Here is a 13,666-nt window from a genome sequence, read left to right as displayed (position 1 = left end):
AAGGTGCCGATGCCGTCCCACTCCTTCGTCCTCAACGGCAAGCCCGTCACCGTCGAGGCCCCCGCCGACATGCCCCTGCTGTGGGTACTGCGCGATCTGCTGCACGTCACCGGCCCCAAGTACGGCTGTGGCGTCGGTGTCTGCCGCGCCTGCACCAGCCACCTCGACGGTGAGGAGATACAGCCCTGTGTCGTGCCCGTCGCGGACTGCGCGGAGCGGAACGTCACCACCATCGAGGGCCTCGCCGACGGCGACACCCTGCACCCCGTCCAGCAGGCCTGGCTGGAGTGCGACGTCTCCCAGTGCGGCTTCTGCCAGCCCGGCCAGATCATGGCCGCCGCCGCTCTGCTGACGAAGACGTCCCAGCCCACCGACGCCGACATCGACCGCATCGAGAACGTCTGCCGCTGCGGCACGTACTCCCGCATCCGCGAGGCGATCAAGAAGGCGGCGGACGCCTGACCTCGTGACCAATCCCAGGACGCGGTCGTTCCGGTTGCATGATCCACATGAAGCGCGGACTCACCACGGCCGCCCTGGTGTTCGCCGGACTCGCGGGCCTCGTCGCCCCCGCCGCCCACGCCACCGACAACGTCCCCTGCCACAGCCCCGCCACCAGGGACCTGACCGACCCCCTGAGCGGCCGCCTCTGGCCGCGCACACAGGTCAGGTTCTGCAACCTCACCCGCGGCCATGTGCCGGTGTACGCGAGCCGCTCGCCCGGCGCCGCCGTCGTCGGCCACCTCGAACAGGGCGGCGCCGCCAACTGGTTCGTCACCGAGATGAACGGCGAGACCTTCCGTGACGGATCCGCCGAGAACCACTGGTGGGGCAGCACCCTGGCGGACAACGGCCGTTGGGGCTGGGTGCCCGAGGTCTGGTTCGCGGGCGGCGAGAACAACGAGGACGACGCGGGCCTGCTGATGCCCGGCGGCTACACCTGCGCCAACACCTGCCCGCCGCTGCCCTTCTGGGCGAGGTGACGCGGGCCACCGGGGTGCTTGACGCCCCGGTGCCACCCACTTAGCGTCACCTCGACATGTACGGACAGGGAGGACGACGATGACGGACGCCCAGGACTCCCTCGACCACAGAGCCGGACAGCTCCAGGTGGAGACGCACGGCCTCGACGTGATCGGCGACGCCGAGCGCAAGGGCACACCCCGGACCCTGTTCTGGCCCTGGTTCGGCGCCAACGTCTCCGTGCTGGGCCTGAGTTACGGCGCCTTCGTGCTCGGCTTCGGCATCTCCTTCTGGCAGGCGCTGGTCGCCGGGGTCATCGGCATCGTCTTCTCCTTCCTGCTGTGCGGCTTCGTCGCCGTAGCCGGCAAACGCGGCTCGGCCCCGACGATGGTCCTCAGCCGGGCCGCCTACGGGGTGCGCGGCAACCGTCTCCCCTCGGTGATCTCCTGGGTCCTCACCGTCGGCTGGGAGACCGTGCTGTGCGCCCTCGCCACCATGGCCACCGCGACCGTCTTCGGCCGGCTCGGCTGGGGCGGCGGCACCGGGACACAGGTGGTCGCCCTGATCGTGGTCGCCGGGCTCACCGTCGTCGGCGGAGTGATGGGCTTCGACCTGATCATGCGGCTCCAGACCGTGATCACCGTGGTCACGGGCGTGCTCACGATCGTCTACATCGCCCTGGTCGCGGACCACATCCACTGGAGCACCGTCAGCGCCGTCCCGGCGGGCTCCGCCCAGGAGTTCATCGGCGCGCTCGTCTTCATGATGACCGGCTTCGGTCTCGGCTGGGTCAACGCCGCCGCCGACTACTCCCGCTATCTGCCCCGCACCTCGTCCAGCCGCGGTGTGATCGGCTGGACCACCTTCGGCGCCTCCGTGGCCCCGCTCCTGCTGCTGGTCTTCGGGCTGCTGCTCGCCGGGTCCTCCAGCACCCTCAACGAAGCCGTCGCCGCCGACCCCATCGGCGCGCTGACCACGATCCTGCCCACCTGGTTCCTCGTCCCGTTCGCCGTCGTCGCCGTACTCGGCCTGGTCGGCGGCGCGGTCCTCGACATCTACTCGTCCGGACTCGCCCTGCTGTCGGCGGGCATCAGGATCCCCCGCTACCTGGCCGCACTCGTCGACGGCGTCCTGATGATCGCGGGCGCCATCTACATCGTCTTCTTCGCCGACGACTTCCTCGGCCAGTTCATGGGCTTCCTCACCACCCTCGGCGTCCCCATCGCCGCCTGGTGCGGCATCATGCTCGCCGACCTGCTGCTGCGCCGCCGCGACTACGACGAGGGCGACCTCTACCGCCCGCACGGCCGCTACGGCGACCTCGCCCTCACCCCGCTGCTCCTCACCCTCGCCGCCACCGCGCTCGGCTGGGGCCTGGTCACCAACTCGGCCGCGAGCTGGCTGGAGTGGCAGGGCTACCTCCTCGACTCGCTGGGCCTCGGCGGCAAGTCGGGCTCCTGGGCTTACGCCAACCTCGGCGTCCTCGTGGCCCTCGCCCTCGGCTTCCTCGGCACCCTCGCGCTGCGCCGCGGCCACGTGAGGGAGCAGGAGGCGCGGGACCCGAGCCCGGCGGAGGTACCCGCCGTATGACGACCGGCCGACTGACCGTCATCGACATGCAGCACGTCTTCGCCGACCCGGACAGCCCCTGGGCCACGCCGCGATTCGCGCAGGCCGCCGAAGGTGTACGACGTCTGCTGCCGGCCTTCGAGGACCGGGTCACCTTCACCCGCTTCCTGGCCCCGGACGAACCCACCGGCGCCTGGAAGGGGTACTACAAGCAGTGGCCCTTCGCCCTGCAACCCCCTGACGCGCCGCTGTGGCGGCTGACGGACGAGTTCGCCGACCCGGCGCACCACGTTCTGGACGCCCCGACCTTCGGCAAATGGACCCCCGAACTCGCCGCCCTCGTGGGCCCGGAGGGCCGTCTGGTCCTCGCAGGCGTCAGCACCGACTGCTGCGTGCTGTCCACGGCACTCGCGGCCGCCGATGCCGGAGCGGAGGTCGTGGTCGTCGCCGACGCGTGCGCGGGCGCCGACGACGACTCGCACACCAAGGCGCTGTACGTGATGGACCTGTACCGGCCCCTGATCCGGGTGAGCACGGTCGCGGAGCTTCTCGAAGGGGATGGGTGAGACGGGGATGACCGCTGCTCCCGGGCCGGTCGTGACCGCCGATGAGATCCACGCGTATCTGGTCCGGCAGTTGAACCGCGCCCTGCGGTACCCCGAGGGGTACGGGGGCGAGTTGGGGCTTGTGCTGCTGTACCGGCACCTGCTGTTCACGGAAGGGCGACCCGACGCCTGGGCCGAGGCTTCGGAACGGCTGCGGGAGAGCGGTGCGTGGACCGCCATCGGCGTCAGGGGCGCGTTCCGCGACCTGATCCGGGGCGACGACTCGTCCGGCATGGCCTCGGTGCACGCGGAGTTCGCCCACCGTCGTGGCTGGCTCGAGACGGACCGGCTCCTGGACGCCCGAACGCACCAGGCCCTTCTCGACAGCGCCCGTCAGTGGGCCGGGGACGACCGGGTGCGGTCGGATGTCCTCGCCGAGTTCGGTGCGCCCTCGGTGCTGCTCGGCGACGACGACCCGCGCTACGGCAAGACACTCGGCTACGTCAGCGAGGACCCCGACCGGCCGATCGTCTTCTTCCACCTCTGGAACGGACGCCTGGACGAGGACACCTCCGTGGGGGACCGGGCGTATCCGGAACCGGTGCTGTGGGCCGTGCGCTTCGGCGACGGACCGTTCCGCGAGAGCTTCACCTTCACTCCCGAGGGACGGCGACTCCAGCCCTCCTGATCCCCGCCCGCCACCGTGATGTCTCCGCCTTCGTCTCCGGCGTAGTTGGCGCTATCCGGTGGGTACAGGAGCGGCGGCCGCCGTGTTCCATCACTCCTGTCGCGACACGTACGGACGTCCCCACACGTCAGGAGGCACCGTGATCGCCGCTCCCGAATCCGCGCTCACCGGAGCAGAACTCGTCGAACGGGCCGTGCGGCTGCGGCCCGTCCTGCTCGAACGACAGCCGGAGACCGAACGGTCTACCGGGTGGTCACCGAGGTCGCCCGCGGCTGCCTCTCCACCGGCTGGGCCCTGTCCCTCACCTCGGCCCACGTCCTCCAGGTCGCCGGGTTCTTCGAGGAGCGGGCGCAGGACGAGATCTTCGGCACCGACGGCGACTTCCGGGCGGCCTCCACGGTCGCGCCCGTCGGTGTCGCGCGGCCCGGCGGCGACGGGCACGTCGTCCTCGACGGCACCTGGCCCTACTCCTCGGGCGCCCCCTACTCCACGCAGTACGTCGGACAGACCCTGAGCGCGGGTGACCCGCCCGGACCCCCGCTGCTGTTCGTCGCCCCGCGCGGCAGCGGCTCCAACACCGTCCGCATGGAGCAGGCCCGCATACCGGCGTACCGCACCTGCGCGGCCAGTATGGGGCGCCGAGCTTCTACCACGGTGAACCGGCCGCCGTCATGATCGGCACCGGATACGCCGCCGCCGACTGGACGGAGACCTGCCGTCGCAACGTCGCCGGCGAGGCCCCGTTCACCGTCGCGGAGGACAACCGGCTCGCGCTGATGTTCCTGAACGCCGGCCGTATGGCCTGGGACGCGTTCCAGAGCACCCTCTTCCGCACAGCCGGCTCCCGGCACGCGCGCGACGGCGAGCGGATGCAGTGCTACTTGCGGGACGCGGCCACCTACTGGACCCATGTCGGCCCGAGCATGGCCGAGCCGCTGTTCCGCCGGGTCGGCTGCGACCGGCTGGGGCCGCCCTCGGAGCACATCGCGCTCATCCCCTGGATCCCCTGAAGCCCAGGGGAATGCTCGCGTCCGGATCGGGTACGCGAGCAGGGCCGCCCCCGGGGCCGAGTACGCCCCGGGCCGACCGCAAGACCGCCGCTACCAGGGGATTCGTCATGCAGACACCCGCGAACGACAACTCCACCACACCGGCCCGGCGGGCGCTGGACGCGCTCGCCGAGAACACCGAGGACACGGTGGCGCTGGACAGGCTCGCGAGCAGCGATGTCCTCGTCCCCGTGCCCGACGACGCCAGCGACGAGGACGCCGCCGATCCCACGGCGGTGGCGCTTCCCGTGATCGAGCAGCCCGGCGGAGCGCCGGTGGTGCCCGTGTTCACGTCGGAGTCCGAACTGGCCGGACTGCTGCCCTACGTCTCGCGCTACCGGCTGGTGCCGCTGGGCGCGCTCGCCTCGGAGTGGCCGACGGACGATCTGGCGCTCACCATCGACGCCGCCTCCGAGCACCCGCTCACCCTGTCCTCGGAGGGGGTGCGGACGCTGCTGGGCCGGTCGTACGGGTGACTCGGCCGGTACGTACAGGCGGTGGGGGGAGGAGCGGCGCCGACTCCGTTCCTCCCCTGACGCCCACGATCGACGTGCCCCGACGATAGGACCGCACCGGCGGTCCCGTCGCTCCGCGATACGCGGCGACTGTCCGCAAAACGCGGCGGATCGGGGCGGATCACGTCACACGCCGCGCAGCGTGTGCGAGGGAGCCTCGCCGAACCGGTCACGGTAGCGCCGCGCGAACCGGCCCAGATGGACGAACCCCCACCGGTGCGCCACGGCGGACACGGTCGTGGACCCCGGCGCCGAGACCCGCAGCTGGTCGTGCGCCCGCTGCAGGCGGACGTCGTACACGTACGCCATCGGCGACATGCCGACGTGACTGCGGAACGCCTCCTGCAGGGTCCGCAGGCTCACCTGCGCGATCCGGGCCAGACGGGCGGCGTCGTACGTGTCGGCGGGCCGCTCCTGGATGACGTCCATGACCCGCTTGACCGCGGCGGGCCGCATGGGTGGCGCGGAGGCCTGAAGTTCCTGGCGGTAGGTGTGGTCGGTCGCCAGCAGCAGCCCTTCGAGCAGGATCTGCTCGACGCGGCCGCGGATGAGCGGACGGCGCAGCAGCCCGAGCGAGGTGTCGTTGTCCAGCAGACTCCACATGGCGAGCTGCGCCCAGCTGCGGCCGGGCCCTCTCAGCACGTCGACGGACGGCCCGAAGACAGGCGGACGGGACAGCTGCCGGTCGAGCCGGGCCTCCAGAGCCCGGTGCAGGGCCTGCTTGTCCATCTTCACGGTCAGGGCCCGGCACTGGGGCGACCAGGCGTCGATACGGACGTACTGGGCGGGATCGAAGAACACGGCGTTGCCCGTCGTCGCGAACACGACGTCCCCGCGCCCCTGCTGGACGCTGAAACAGCCGCTCACCGGCACGGCCACGTGGTAGGCGCCCGGCGCGGCGAAGCCGGTGCGGATCTCGGTGCCGAAACTGACCTCGCCCACGGTGAGCGATCCGAGGTCGAGCACGCTCAGGCGGGTCGACAAGTCCTCGGCGGCTCCCACGAGACTCAGGCGCATGTCGTAGTAGTGCGCCGCGAGCGCGTCGTGCGTCGCCTCCAGGGATCGTGTCGCGTAGCTGCTGAATTCTGCGGTCCGGTCCCGCTGAACGGCCACGGCGAGGTCTCCCCCTCCTGCACGGGATGCTCGCCTTCAGCATGGCCGTGCGCGGGAGGGGCATGCCCCGGTCTCTTCCGGTTCGTCACAGGCTCTTCCCAGGATTGAGGATTCCGCGAGGATCGAACACCTCCTTCAACCGCCGCTGCAGTCCGTGCGCGGCGGGTCCCAGCTCGTCGGCCACCCACTGCCGCTTCAGGGTTCCCACCCCGTGCTCGCCGGTCAGCGTCCCGCCGAGCCGCAGCGCCAGCGCGAAGATCTCACCCGCAGCCTCCCAGGCCGCCTCCGGAAGCCGGTCCAGGGACGGGTCCACGACGATGATCGGGTGCAGATTGCCGTCCGCCGCGTGCGCGATGGTGAACACCGGCACGTCATGGCGCGCGGAGATCGCCCGGATCTCCCGCACGGCCTCGGCCAGCCGGGAGCGCGGCACCGCGATGTCCTCGATCAGCGGCCTGCCCAGCCGCTCCAGCGCGGGGAGAGCCCCGCGCCGGGCCGCCAGCAGCACCTCGGCCTCGGCGGGGTCCTCGGTCGTCTCGACGGTGACGGCCAGTGGTGCGAGCAGCCGCGCGACCGTCGCCGCCTCGGCCGCGGCGCCCGCGCCGTCGCACTGCACCACCAGCAGCGCCGCCCCGCGTTCCCGCAGCGCCGGATCGACGGCCTCCAGCACGGGCCCGTCGACCAGTTCGGCGAGCGCGGGCTCGACGCCCGCCCGGCCGATGGCGTACGACGCCTCGGCGGCCGCCTCGAAGGTGGCGAAGTAGGCGGCGAGCGTGGCGGTGGCCACCGGAACGGGCCGCAGCCGCAGGGTGGCCGAGGTGATGACCGCGAGCGTGCCCTCGGAGCCGGTGAGCAGCGCGGTGAGGTCGTAGCCGGTGACGCCCTTGACCGTACGGCGGCCGGTGCGCACCACCGTCCCGTCGGCCAGCACCGCCTCCAGGCCGAGCACGCTGTCCCGGGTCACCCCGTACTTGGCGCACCGCAGTCCGCCCGCGTTGGTCGCGATGTTGCCGCCGAGGGTGGACAGGGCCGCGCTCGCCGGATCGGGTGCGTACCGCAGTCCGTGCGCACCGGCCGCCCGGTCCAGCTCGGCGGTGATCACGCCGGGTTCGACGACGGCGAGCTGGTCGTCCGCCGAGAGCTCCAGGATGCGGTTCATCCCGGACAGGTCCAGGACCAGGGAGCCCTCGCCCGCCGTCGCCCCTCCCGATAGGCCGGTGCCCGCGCCGCGCGGCACCACGGGGACCCGCAGGGCGTGCGCGTGCCGGAGCGTGACGGTCACGTCCTGCGTCCGCCGCGCGTGGACGACGGCGAGCGGCTCACCGTCGGGCCCCGCACCGGAGCGGTCGGTGGCGTGCGCGGCGAGCACGGCCGGGTCGGTGGTGAGCCGGTCGGGCGGCAGATCGCGGGCGAGCAGGCCGAGGAGCTGGGCGGAGACGGTGGTCTCCGGGGCTGCGGTCACAGGTCGAGTGCCTTCGTTCCGATGGCGAGCAGGGAGATGTCCGCCTGGGGCGCGTGCACCGGGGCGCACTGGATGTCGCGGAAGTGCCGCTCCAGGGGGTTGCCCCGGGCCAGCCCCGGGTTCCCCAGCAGCCGCACCGCCAGCTCGACGGCCCGTACCCCGTGCCGGTCGGCCAGTACGCGCGCGCCGAGGGCCTGTTCCGGGGTGTACGACGTGTCGCCGGCGTCGAGCTTGGCGGCACCGTCGAACACCAGCTGCTCGGCGGCGGCCAGCAGCACCTCGATCTCCCCGGCGGTCCGCCGGAAGCGTTCCGTACGGGCCACCGGATGACCGAGGTTGGCGGGCACGCGCGTGTGGGCGAACGTGTGGAAGAAGGCCTGCGCGGCCCGGGCGACGCCCAAGTAGAGCGCGGCCAGCGGGAGATGGAGCGCCGCGCCCGCCCGGTTGTCCTGCTCGGCGGCCCGGCCGTGCGGACCGAGCCCGACGACGTGTTCGTACGGGATCTCCACCTCGTCGAACGTCACGTCGTGACTGCCGCTCGCCCGCAGCCCCAACGGGTCCCAGTTCCCGGCGATCTCGATGCCGGGTGATCCGCCGGGCACCAGGAACGTGCCCACGCGCGGCTCGGGTTCGTCGGTCGTCGCCCACACCAGGAACCAGTCCAGCCCCTCCGCGCCGGTCACGAAGCGCTTGGTGCCGCTGACCGCCCAGCCGTCGGCGGTGCGCCGGGCCTGGGTGGCGGGCAGTCCGCCCCGCGCGGGGGAGCCCAGGTCGGGCTCCACGCGCGCGTGGTTGACGAGAACGGGACGTGCGAATGACTCCTTGACCACGCGCGCGTACAGCTCCTCCGGCCAGTGCGGCTGCGCGGCCTGGCGGGCGTGGTTGGTGAGCGTCATCGCCGCGATCAGGGCGACGGAGGGATCACCCTGCCCGAGCCGGTGCAGGATCCGCGCGGTCTCCCGCACGCCCGCGCCGCGGCCGCCGTAGCGCTCCCCGACGGTGGCGGTGAGCAGTCCGGCCTCGTGCGCGAGGCGCAGGGACTCGGCGGGGAAGGCCCCCGACCGGTCGTACGCGGCGGCGAGTTCGGCGATGCGCTCGGTCACAGGGCCTTCTTCAGTTCGGCGTTCAGAGCGGCACTCCAGAACGACTTCACGTCCAACGTCGACTTCAGCGCTCCGAGTTCGGTGAACACGTCGGCCACCCTCTGCTGCGAGGCGATGGCGTCGTCTCCGACGGTCCGGGCCTCGGTCGGTCGCTGGGTCTGTGCGGCGACGAGGTCCTTCCTCGCCTGGGCGAGCGGCTGGTGGGTGGCGTCGGCGGTGACCTCGGCGAAACCGTCGAGGTGCCCGTCACGGACGTAGGCGTACGCCTTGGTGATCCGGGCGATCAGATCGGCGGCCGCCGCCGTCTCCTCGGGACTCTCCAGCACGCTGTCGCGGGCCGACCAGAGGAAGTTGCCCGACAGGATGTCCTTGCCCGAGCCGACGGTCGTGGCGCCCTGCTGGTGGGCGGTGATGACCGAGGTGCCGTAGGAGGCGAAGGCGTCGATGCCGCCGCCGTTGAGGGCGGCCAGCCCGTCGTTGGGCAGCAAGGGCTTGGCGTCGATGTCGGACCACTTCAGGCCCGCCTGCTTGAGCAGCTCGTACAGGAAGTAGTGGGCGGTGGTGTTCTGGACGTAGCCGACCTTCTTGCCCTTCAGGCCGGCGATGCCGGTCACCTTCGAACCCTTGGGGACGACGACCTCCTGGTTGAGGGTGGCGCCGCGCTGCACGGCGACGACCTTGAAGTTCGGAGTGCCGTCGGCGGCGGCGAAGACCGGGGGGATCTCGCTGGAGGAGGCGAGGTCGAGGGCTCCGGCGCGGATGGCCTGGAGCTGCTGGTCACCGCCCTGGAAGAGGCTCCACTTGACGTTGTAGGGGGTGTCGTCGAGGCCGGCGTACTTGAGCACGGCCTCCTCGGTCTTCCATCCGGTGGAACCGACTCTGAGGGTGACGTCGGCGGGTGAGTCGGCCTGGGCGTCGCCTCCGCAGGCCGCGGCGAACGGGAGCAGCAGGGCGAGCAGGGCGGCGGACGAGCGCAGGGTACGGCGGAACAACACGGGCTCTCCATCAGGCGGCGTGGGTGGTCGTCGTGGCGCGGTGGGCGAGCTCCTGACGGACCAGTGGCAGGACATGGCGGGCGTAGTCGACGGCGTCGTTCAGCGGGTCGTAGCCGCGGATCGACAGCAGGTCGCAGCCGATGTCGACGTAGTCGAGCAGTGCCTTCGCGACCGTCTCCGGGGTGCCGACCAGCGCGGTCGAGGCGCCGGCGGCGTTGGTGGCGACGGCGGGCGCGGTCCACAGGCAGCGGTCGTGGACCTCGCCGCGCTCGGCGATGTCGAGCAGCCGCTGGGAGCCGACGTTGGCCGGTCGGCCGCTGGTGCGGTAGTGGCGGAGCAACTCGGTGTTGCGCGCCTGGTCCTTGAGGACTCCCAGGGTGCGGTGCGCCTTCTCCCAGGCCAGTTCCTCGGTGGGCGCGATGATCGGGCGGAACGACACCCAGATGCGGGGCCGGGGGCGCCCGGCGGCATCGGCGACCGCGTTCACGGCGGCGATCTGCTCGGCGGTCTCCTTCAACGGCTCGCCCCACAGACCGAAGATGTCGCCCTGCTGACCGCCGACCCGGTAGGCGTCCTGCGAGGAGCCGCCGACGGAGATCGGCACGAGCCCGTTCACCGGCTTCACGTCCGAGTAGTAGCCCTCGAACGTGAAGTACTTGCCCTCGTGCGAGACCGGCCCGTCGGCCTGCCACACCTTCCGCAGGATCTGGATGTACTCGTCCGAACGCTCGTACCGCTCGGCCTTGCCGAGGTAGTCGCCCTCACGGCGCTGCTCCTCGTCGCTGCCGCCGGAGATGATGTGCACCGTGAGCCGTCCGTTGCTGATCCGGTCCAGGGTCGCCAGCGCACGGGACGCGTGGGTGGGGAAGACGACACCCGGCCGGTGCGCCAGGATCGGGCGGATGCGCTCGGTGTGCGTGGCGACGAACTGGGCGATCTGGAAGGCGTCCGGCGAGGCCGAGTGGTAGGCGACCAGGGTGTGGTCGAAGCCGCCGTCGTCCAACGCGCGGGCGTACCTGCGCAGATGGTCGGTGTCGAGGCCGGTCCTGCCGGCGGCGGCGGGACCGGACGCCCCGGCGTCGGTGTGGACGGCGCTGATGAACTCGACAGGCATGAATGACTCCCGTGACTACTTGAGAAGGGACGTGTCGGACGACTTCGCGACGTCGACGTTCGGGTCCAGCACACCGATGCCGTTCATGAGGTCGGCCACGCCCTGGACGGTCGTGTCGATGTCCGGGGTGATCGGCAGCACCTGGCTGTACGCGGCCGAGGCGAGCGTCTTCGCCACCGACGCGTCGGCGCCGTTGCGCTCCTCGATGGCCTTGGCGTAGGCGTCCTGGTGGGTGCTGGTCCACTTCAGGCCCTTGCCGAGACGCTTGAGGAAGTCGGCGAGCGCGGCCTTCTTCTCGGCGTCGGCGAGGGTCTTCTCGGAGGCGTTGACGAAGCCGATACCGCTCACCCGGCCGTCCCCGCCGTCCACGAGGAGCTTGCCGCCCTGCTCCAGGGCGACTGCCTGGTAGACGCCGAAGATCGCCCAGGCCTTGATCCTGCCGGAGGCGAACGCGGCCTGCGCGTCCGTCGGCAGCAAGTACTGGACCTTGACGTCCCGGTAGCTGAGCCCGTTCTGCTTCAGCACGTTGGCCAGCAGATACTCCGAGACACTGCCCTTGGCCGAGGACACCACGACCTTCTGGCCCTTGAGGTCCTTCACACTGTCGATCCCGGAGCCCTTGCGGACGACGATGCCGACGTGGGTGCCGTCGTTCTTGAGCGCGGCGACGTTCTTGACGTTCACCCCGCCACTGAGCGCCTGGAGCGCGGGCAGGTCGGCGGAGTAGCCGGTGTCGGCGGCGCCCGCCTGGACGGCCTGGTAGAGCGGGGCGGCGCCCTCGAACTCGGCCCACTTCACCTTGTACTCGGCACCCTTCAGCGCGTCCGACGCGGCGACGATCGTCTGGAGGGTCTTGGCCTGGTCACCGATGGTGAGCGTGACCTGCCCCGAGGACGAGGCATTGGCCGACGAGTCCGCGCCGCAGGCGGTCAGCGCCAGCAGGGAGGTCAGGCTCAGTGCGGCGGCTGTGATGCTGCGGATCACGAGGGGATTCCTTCCAGGGTGTGGGTCACGCCGAGCCAGTTCAGGAGGCGGGCGCGCAGGTTCACGAACTCGGGGGCGGTCAGATCACGGGGGCGCGGCAGATCGACGGTGAGCTCGTGGGCGATACGGCCCTCGTCCATCACCAGGACCCGGTCGGCGAGCAGCAGCGCCTCCTCCACGTCATGGGTGACCAGGAGGATCGCGCAGCCGTGCCGACGCCACAGTTCGGCGACGAGTTGCTGCACCTTGCCCCGCGTCAGGGCGTCCAGGGCGCCGAACGGCTCGTCCAGGAGCAGGAGTTCGGGCTCGCGCACCAGGGCGCGGGCGAGCGAGACGCGCTGGGCCTGGCCGCCGGAGAGCGTCTTGGGCCAGACGGCGGCCCGGTCCGCGATGCCGACCTCGTCGAGCGCCTTGAGTGCCAGCGCCCTGTCGGGACGGCCGGGCAGTCCGAGGACCACGTTGCGCCACACCTTCAGCCACGGCAGCAGTCGCGGCGACTGGAACGCGGCACTGCGCCGGGCGGGCACGGTGACCTCGCCGCCGATCTCGTCGTCGAGCCCGGCGAGGATCCGCAGCAGCGTCGACTTGCCGCAGCCGCTGTGCCCGAGGAGGGCCACGAACTCGCCCTCGCGGATGTCGAGATCGAGTTCGTGCAGGACGGTGTTGCCGTCGAAGGCCCGCGAAAGGCCCCGTATCTCCACGCTGTTGGGCATGTCTAGGCCTCGCCCTCGAAGTTGGCCCGCCAGGTCAGCAGCCGGCGCGAAAGGATCCGTACGGCGAAGTCGCAGGCCAGGCCGAGCAGCGCGTACACGGCGAGGCAGAGCACGATGACGTCCGTGCGGAAGTACTGCTGGGCGTTGCTCATCAGATAGCCGAGCCCCGCGTCCGCGTTGATCTGCTCGGCGAAGACGAGCGCGAGCCATGCGGTGGACAGCGCGTACCGGAGGCCCACGAGCGCCCCGGGCAGTGCGCTGGGCAGGATCACGTACTTGATCAGCCCGAGGCGACCGAGCCCCATCATCCGTGCGGCCTCGACGAGTTGGGAGTCCGTGGAGCGGATGCCGCCGTAGATGTTGAAGTACAGCGGGTAGGTCACACCGAGGGCGACCAGTGCGATCTTCGGGGTCTCCTCGATGCCGAACCAGACGATGAACAGGGGGATCAGGCCCACCCAGGGGATCGCCCGGAACATGCCCATCGAGGAGTCGATGACGTCCTCGCCGAGCCGGAACAGGCCGGCCAGCAGGGACAGGATGAGTGCCACGCTCGCGCCGATGAGGAAGCCGATGGCGGCGCGGCGGCCCGACGCGGCGATGGCGCTGGGGAGTTCACCGTTCCTGGTGAGCTCGACCGCCTGTTTGATCACGTCGACGGGTGAGGCCAGCACGGATTCCGGGAGCAGACCGGTGGCCGAGGTCAGGAACCACAGGGCCACGAGTCCCACGGGGCCGGCGGCCCGGCGGACGGAACGCGGGACGGAGAAGCTGCGGCGCGTCCTCGCGGTGCCGCGGATGGTGACACGGGTGGGTGCCTGTTCGGCGGGGGCCATCGTGTCCAGTGAAGCCG

At 71.5% G+C, this 13,666-nt stretch carries 16 protein-coding genes; 8 read left to right on the top strand and 8 right to left on the bottom strand.

Annotated features, from left to right (window positions below; all coding sequences use genetic code 11):
* The first annotated feature begins 9 nt into the window (after positions 1–9).
* The 8 genes from ACIOHP_RS21705 (at position 10) to ACIOHP_RS21670 (ending at position 5,290) form a co-directional block, all read left to right on the top strand.
* Positions 10–462 carry a (2Fe-2S)-binding protein gene (locus ACIOHP_RS21705; protein ID WP_361543994.1) on the top strand — a complete coding sequence of 151 codons (453 nt, stop codon included), beginning with the start codon at positions 10–12 and terminating at the stop codon, positions 460–462.
* A gap of 47 nt (positions 463–509) precedes the next feature.
* Positions 510–983, top strand: coding sequence for a hypothetical protein (locus tag ACIOHP_RS21700; RefSeq protein WP_401889762.1), 474 nt, complete (start codon positions 510–512; stop codon positions 981–983).
* Between the two features lie 79 nt (positions 984–1,062).
* Positions 1,063–2,553 (top strand): purine-cytosine permease family protein, encoded by a 1,491-nt coding sequence (locus ACIOHP_RS21695; RefSeq protein WP_401889759.1) that lies wholly within the window; start codon positions 1,063–1,065, stop codon positions 2,551–2,553.
* A complete protein-coding gene (locus ACIOHP_RS21690; protein ID WP_401889756.1) occupies positions 2,550–3,098 on the top strand; it encodes an isochorismatase family protein in 549 nt (182 codons plus the stop codon). Before ACIOHP_RS21695 ends, ACIOHP_RS21690 begins: the two co-directional genes overlap by 4 nt.
* A 7-nt stretch (positions 3,099–3,105) precedes the next feature.
* Positions 3,106–3,765, top strand: coding sequence for a hypothetical protein (locus tag ACIOHP_RS21685; RefSeq protein WP_401889754.1), 660 nt, complete (start codon positions 3,106–3,108; stop codon positions 3,763–3,765).
* Positions 3,766–4,014: 249 nt separating this feature from the next.
* Positions 4,015–4,440, top strand: coding sequence for a hypothetical protein (locus ACIOHP_RS21680; RefSeq protein ID WP_401889752.1), 426 nt, complete (start codon positions 4,015–4,017; stop codon positions 4,438–4,440).
* Positions 4,437–4,775 carry a hypothetical protein gene (locus ACIOHP_RS21675; protein ID WP_401889749.1) on the top strand — a complete coding sequence of 113 codons (339 nt, stop codon included), beginning with the start codon at positions 4,437–4,439 and terminating at the stop codon, positions 4,773–4,775. The genes ACIOHP_RS21680 and ACIOHP_RS21675 overlap by 4 nt, the downstream gene beginning before the upstream one ends.
* A gap of 107 nt (positions 4,776–4,882) precedes the next feature.
* Entirely contained in the window at positions 4,883–5,290 is a 408-nt protein-coding gene (locus tag ACIOHP_RS21670) for an SseB family protein (protein WP_361489205.1), read from the top strand.
* Between the two features lie 165 nt (positions 5,291–5,455).
* Here the strand turns inward: ACIOHP_RS21670 and ACIOHP_RS21665 are convergent, their stop codons facing one another.
* The 8 genes from ACIOHP_RS21665 to ACIOHP_RS21630 all read right to left on the bottom strand — a co-directional run bounded on the left by ACIOHP_RS21665 (position 5,456) and on the right by ACIOHP_RS21630 (position 13,649).
* The gene (locus ACIOHP_RS21665) at positions 5,456–6,442 is read right to left on the bottom strand and encodes an AraC family transcriptional regulator (RefSeq protein WP_401889746.1); all 987 of its coding nucleotides are present in this window, start codon (positions 6,440–6,442) and stop codon (positions 5,456–5,458) included.
* 85 nt (positions 6,443–6,527) lie between these two features.
* Entirely contained in the window at positions 6,528–7,904 is a 1,377-nt protein-coding gene (locus ACIOHP_RS21660) for an FAD-linked oxidase C-terminal domain-containing protein (RefSeq protein WP_361544024.1), read from the bottom strand.
* Positions 7,901–9,007, bottom strand: a complete 1,107-nt coding sequence (locus ACIOHP_RS21655) for an acyl-CoA dehydrogenase family protein (protein WP_401889743.1) — start codon at positions 9,005–9,007, stop codon at positions 7,901–7,903. The genes ACIOHP_RS21660 and ACIOHP_RS21655 overlap by 4 nt, the downstream gene beginning before the upstream one ends.
* Entirely contained in the window at positions 9,004–10,002 is a 999-nt protein-coding gene (locus tag ACIOHP_RS21650) for an ABC transporter substrate-binding protein (protein ID WP_401889740.1), read from the bottom strand. Before ACIOHP_RS21650 ends, ACIOHP_RS21655 begins: the two co-directional genes overlap by 4 nt.
* A gap of 10 nt (positions 10,003–10,012) precedes the next feature.
* Complete coding sequence (locus ACIOHP_RS21645; protein WP_361544033.1) at positions 10,013–11,116, bottom strand: LLM class flavin-dependent oxidoreductase; 1,104 nt, start codon at positions 11,114–11,116, stop codon at positions 10,013–10,015.
* Positions 11,117–11,131: 15 nt separating this feature from the next.
* Positions 11,132–12,100 carry an ABC transporter substrate-binding protein gene (locus ACIOHP_RS21640; RefSeq protein ID WP_401889738.1) on the bottom strand — a complete coding sequence of 323 codons (969 nt, stop codon included), beginning with the start codon at positions 12,098–12,100 and terminating at the stop codon, positions 11,132–11,134.
* On the bottom strand, positions 12,097–12,813 hold the full coding sequence (locus ACIOHP_RS21635; RefSeq protein WP_361544039.1) for an ABC transporter ATP-binding protein: 717 nt from the start codon (positions 12,811–12,813) through the stop codon (positions 12,097–12,099). The genes ACIOHP_RS21640 and ACIOHP_RS21635 overlap by 4 nt, the downstream gene beginning before the upstream one ends.
* A gap of 2 nt (positions 12,814–12,815) precedes the next feature.
* Positions 12,816–13,649 carry an ABC transporter permease gene (locus tag ACIOHP_RS21630; RefSeq protein ID WP_401890058.1) on the bottom strand — a complete coding sequence of 278 codons (834 nt, stop codon included), beginning with the start codon at positions 13,647–13,649 and terminating at the stop codon, positions 12,816–12,818.
* Between the last annotated feature and the right edge of the window lie 17 nt (positions 13,650–13,666).

The organism is Streptomyces sp. NPDC087859 (assembly GCF_044742595.1).
GTDB classification, from domain to species: Bacteria; Actinomycetota; Actinomycetes; order Streptomycetales; family Streptomycetaceae; genus Streptomyces; species Streptomyces canus_F.
Note: the sequence above shows the minus strand (reverse complement) of the source record. Positions and strands in the feature narration are given on the sequence as shown.

Bases quoted from the DNA above. Each gene is read 5' to 3' on its own strand.
- ACIOHP_RS21695 (WP_401889759.1), top strand. From the start codon at position 1,063: ATGACGGACGCCCAGGACTCCCTCGACCACAGAGCCGGACAGCTCCAG.
- ACIOHP_RS21690 (WP_401889756.1), top strand. From the start codon at position 2,550: ATGACGACCGGCCGACTGACCGTCATCGACATGCAGCACGTCTTCGCC.
- ACIOHP_RS21645 (WP_361544033.1), bottom strand. From the start codon at position 11,116: ATGCCTGTCGAGTTCATCAGCGCCGTCCACACCGACGCCGGGGCGTCC.
- ACIOHP_RS21700 (WP_401889762.1), top strand. From the start codon at position 510: ATGAAGCGCGGACTCACCACGGCCGCCCTGGTGTTCGCCGGACTCGCG.
- ACIOHP_RS21630 (WP_401890058.1), bottom strand. From the start codon at position 13,649: ATGGCCCCCGCCGAACAGGCACCCACCCGTGTCACCATCCGCGGCACC.
- ACIOHP_RS21675 (WP_401889749.1), top strand. From the start codon at position 4,437: ATGATCGGCACCGGATACGCCGCCGCCGACTGGACGGAGACCTGCCGT.
- ACIOHP_RS21635 (WP_361544039.1), bottom strand. From the start codon at position 12,813: ATGCCCAACAGCGTGGAGATACGGGGCCTTTCGCGGGCCTTCGACGGC.
- ACIOHP_RS21670 (WP_361489205.1), top strand. From the start codon at position 4,883: ATGCAGACACCCGCGAACGACAACTCCACCACACCGGCCCGGCGGGCG.
- ACIOHP_RS21685 (WP_401889754.1), top strand. From the start codon at position 3,106: ATGACCGCTGCTCCCGGGCCGGTCGTGACCGCCGATGAGATCCACGCG.
- ACIOHP_RS21705 (WP_361543994.1), top strand. From the start codon at position 10: ATGCCGTCCCACTCCTTCGTCCTCAACGGCAAGCCCGTCACCGTCGAG.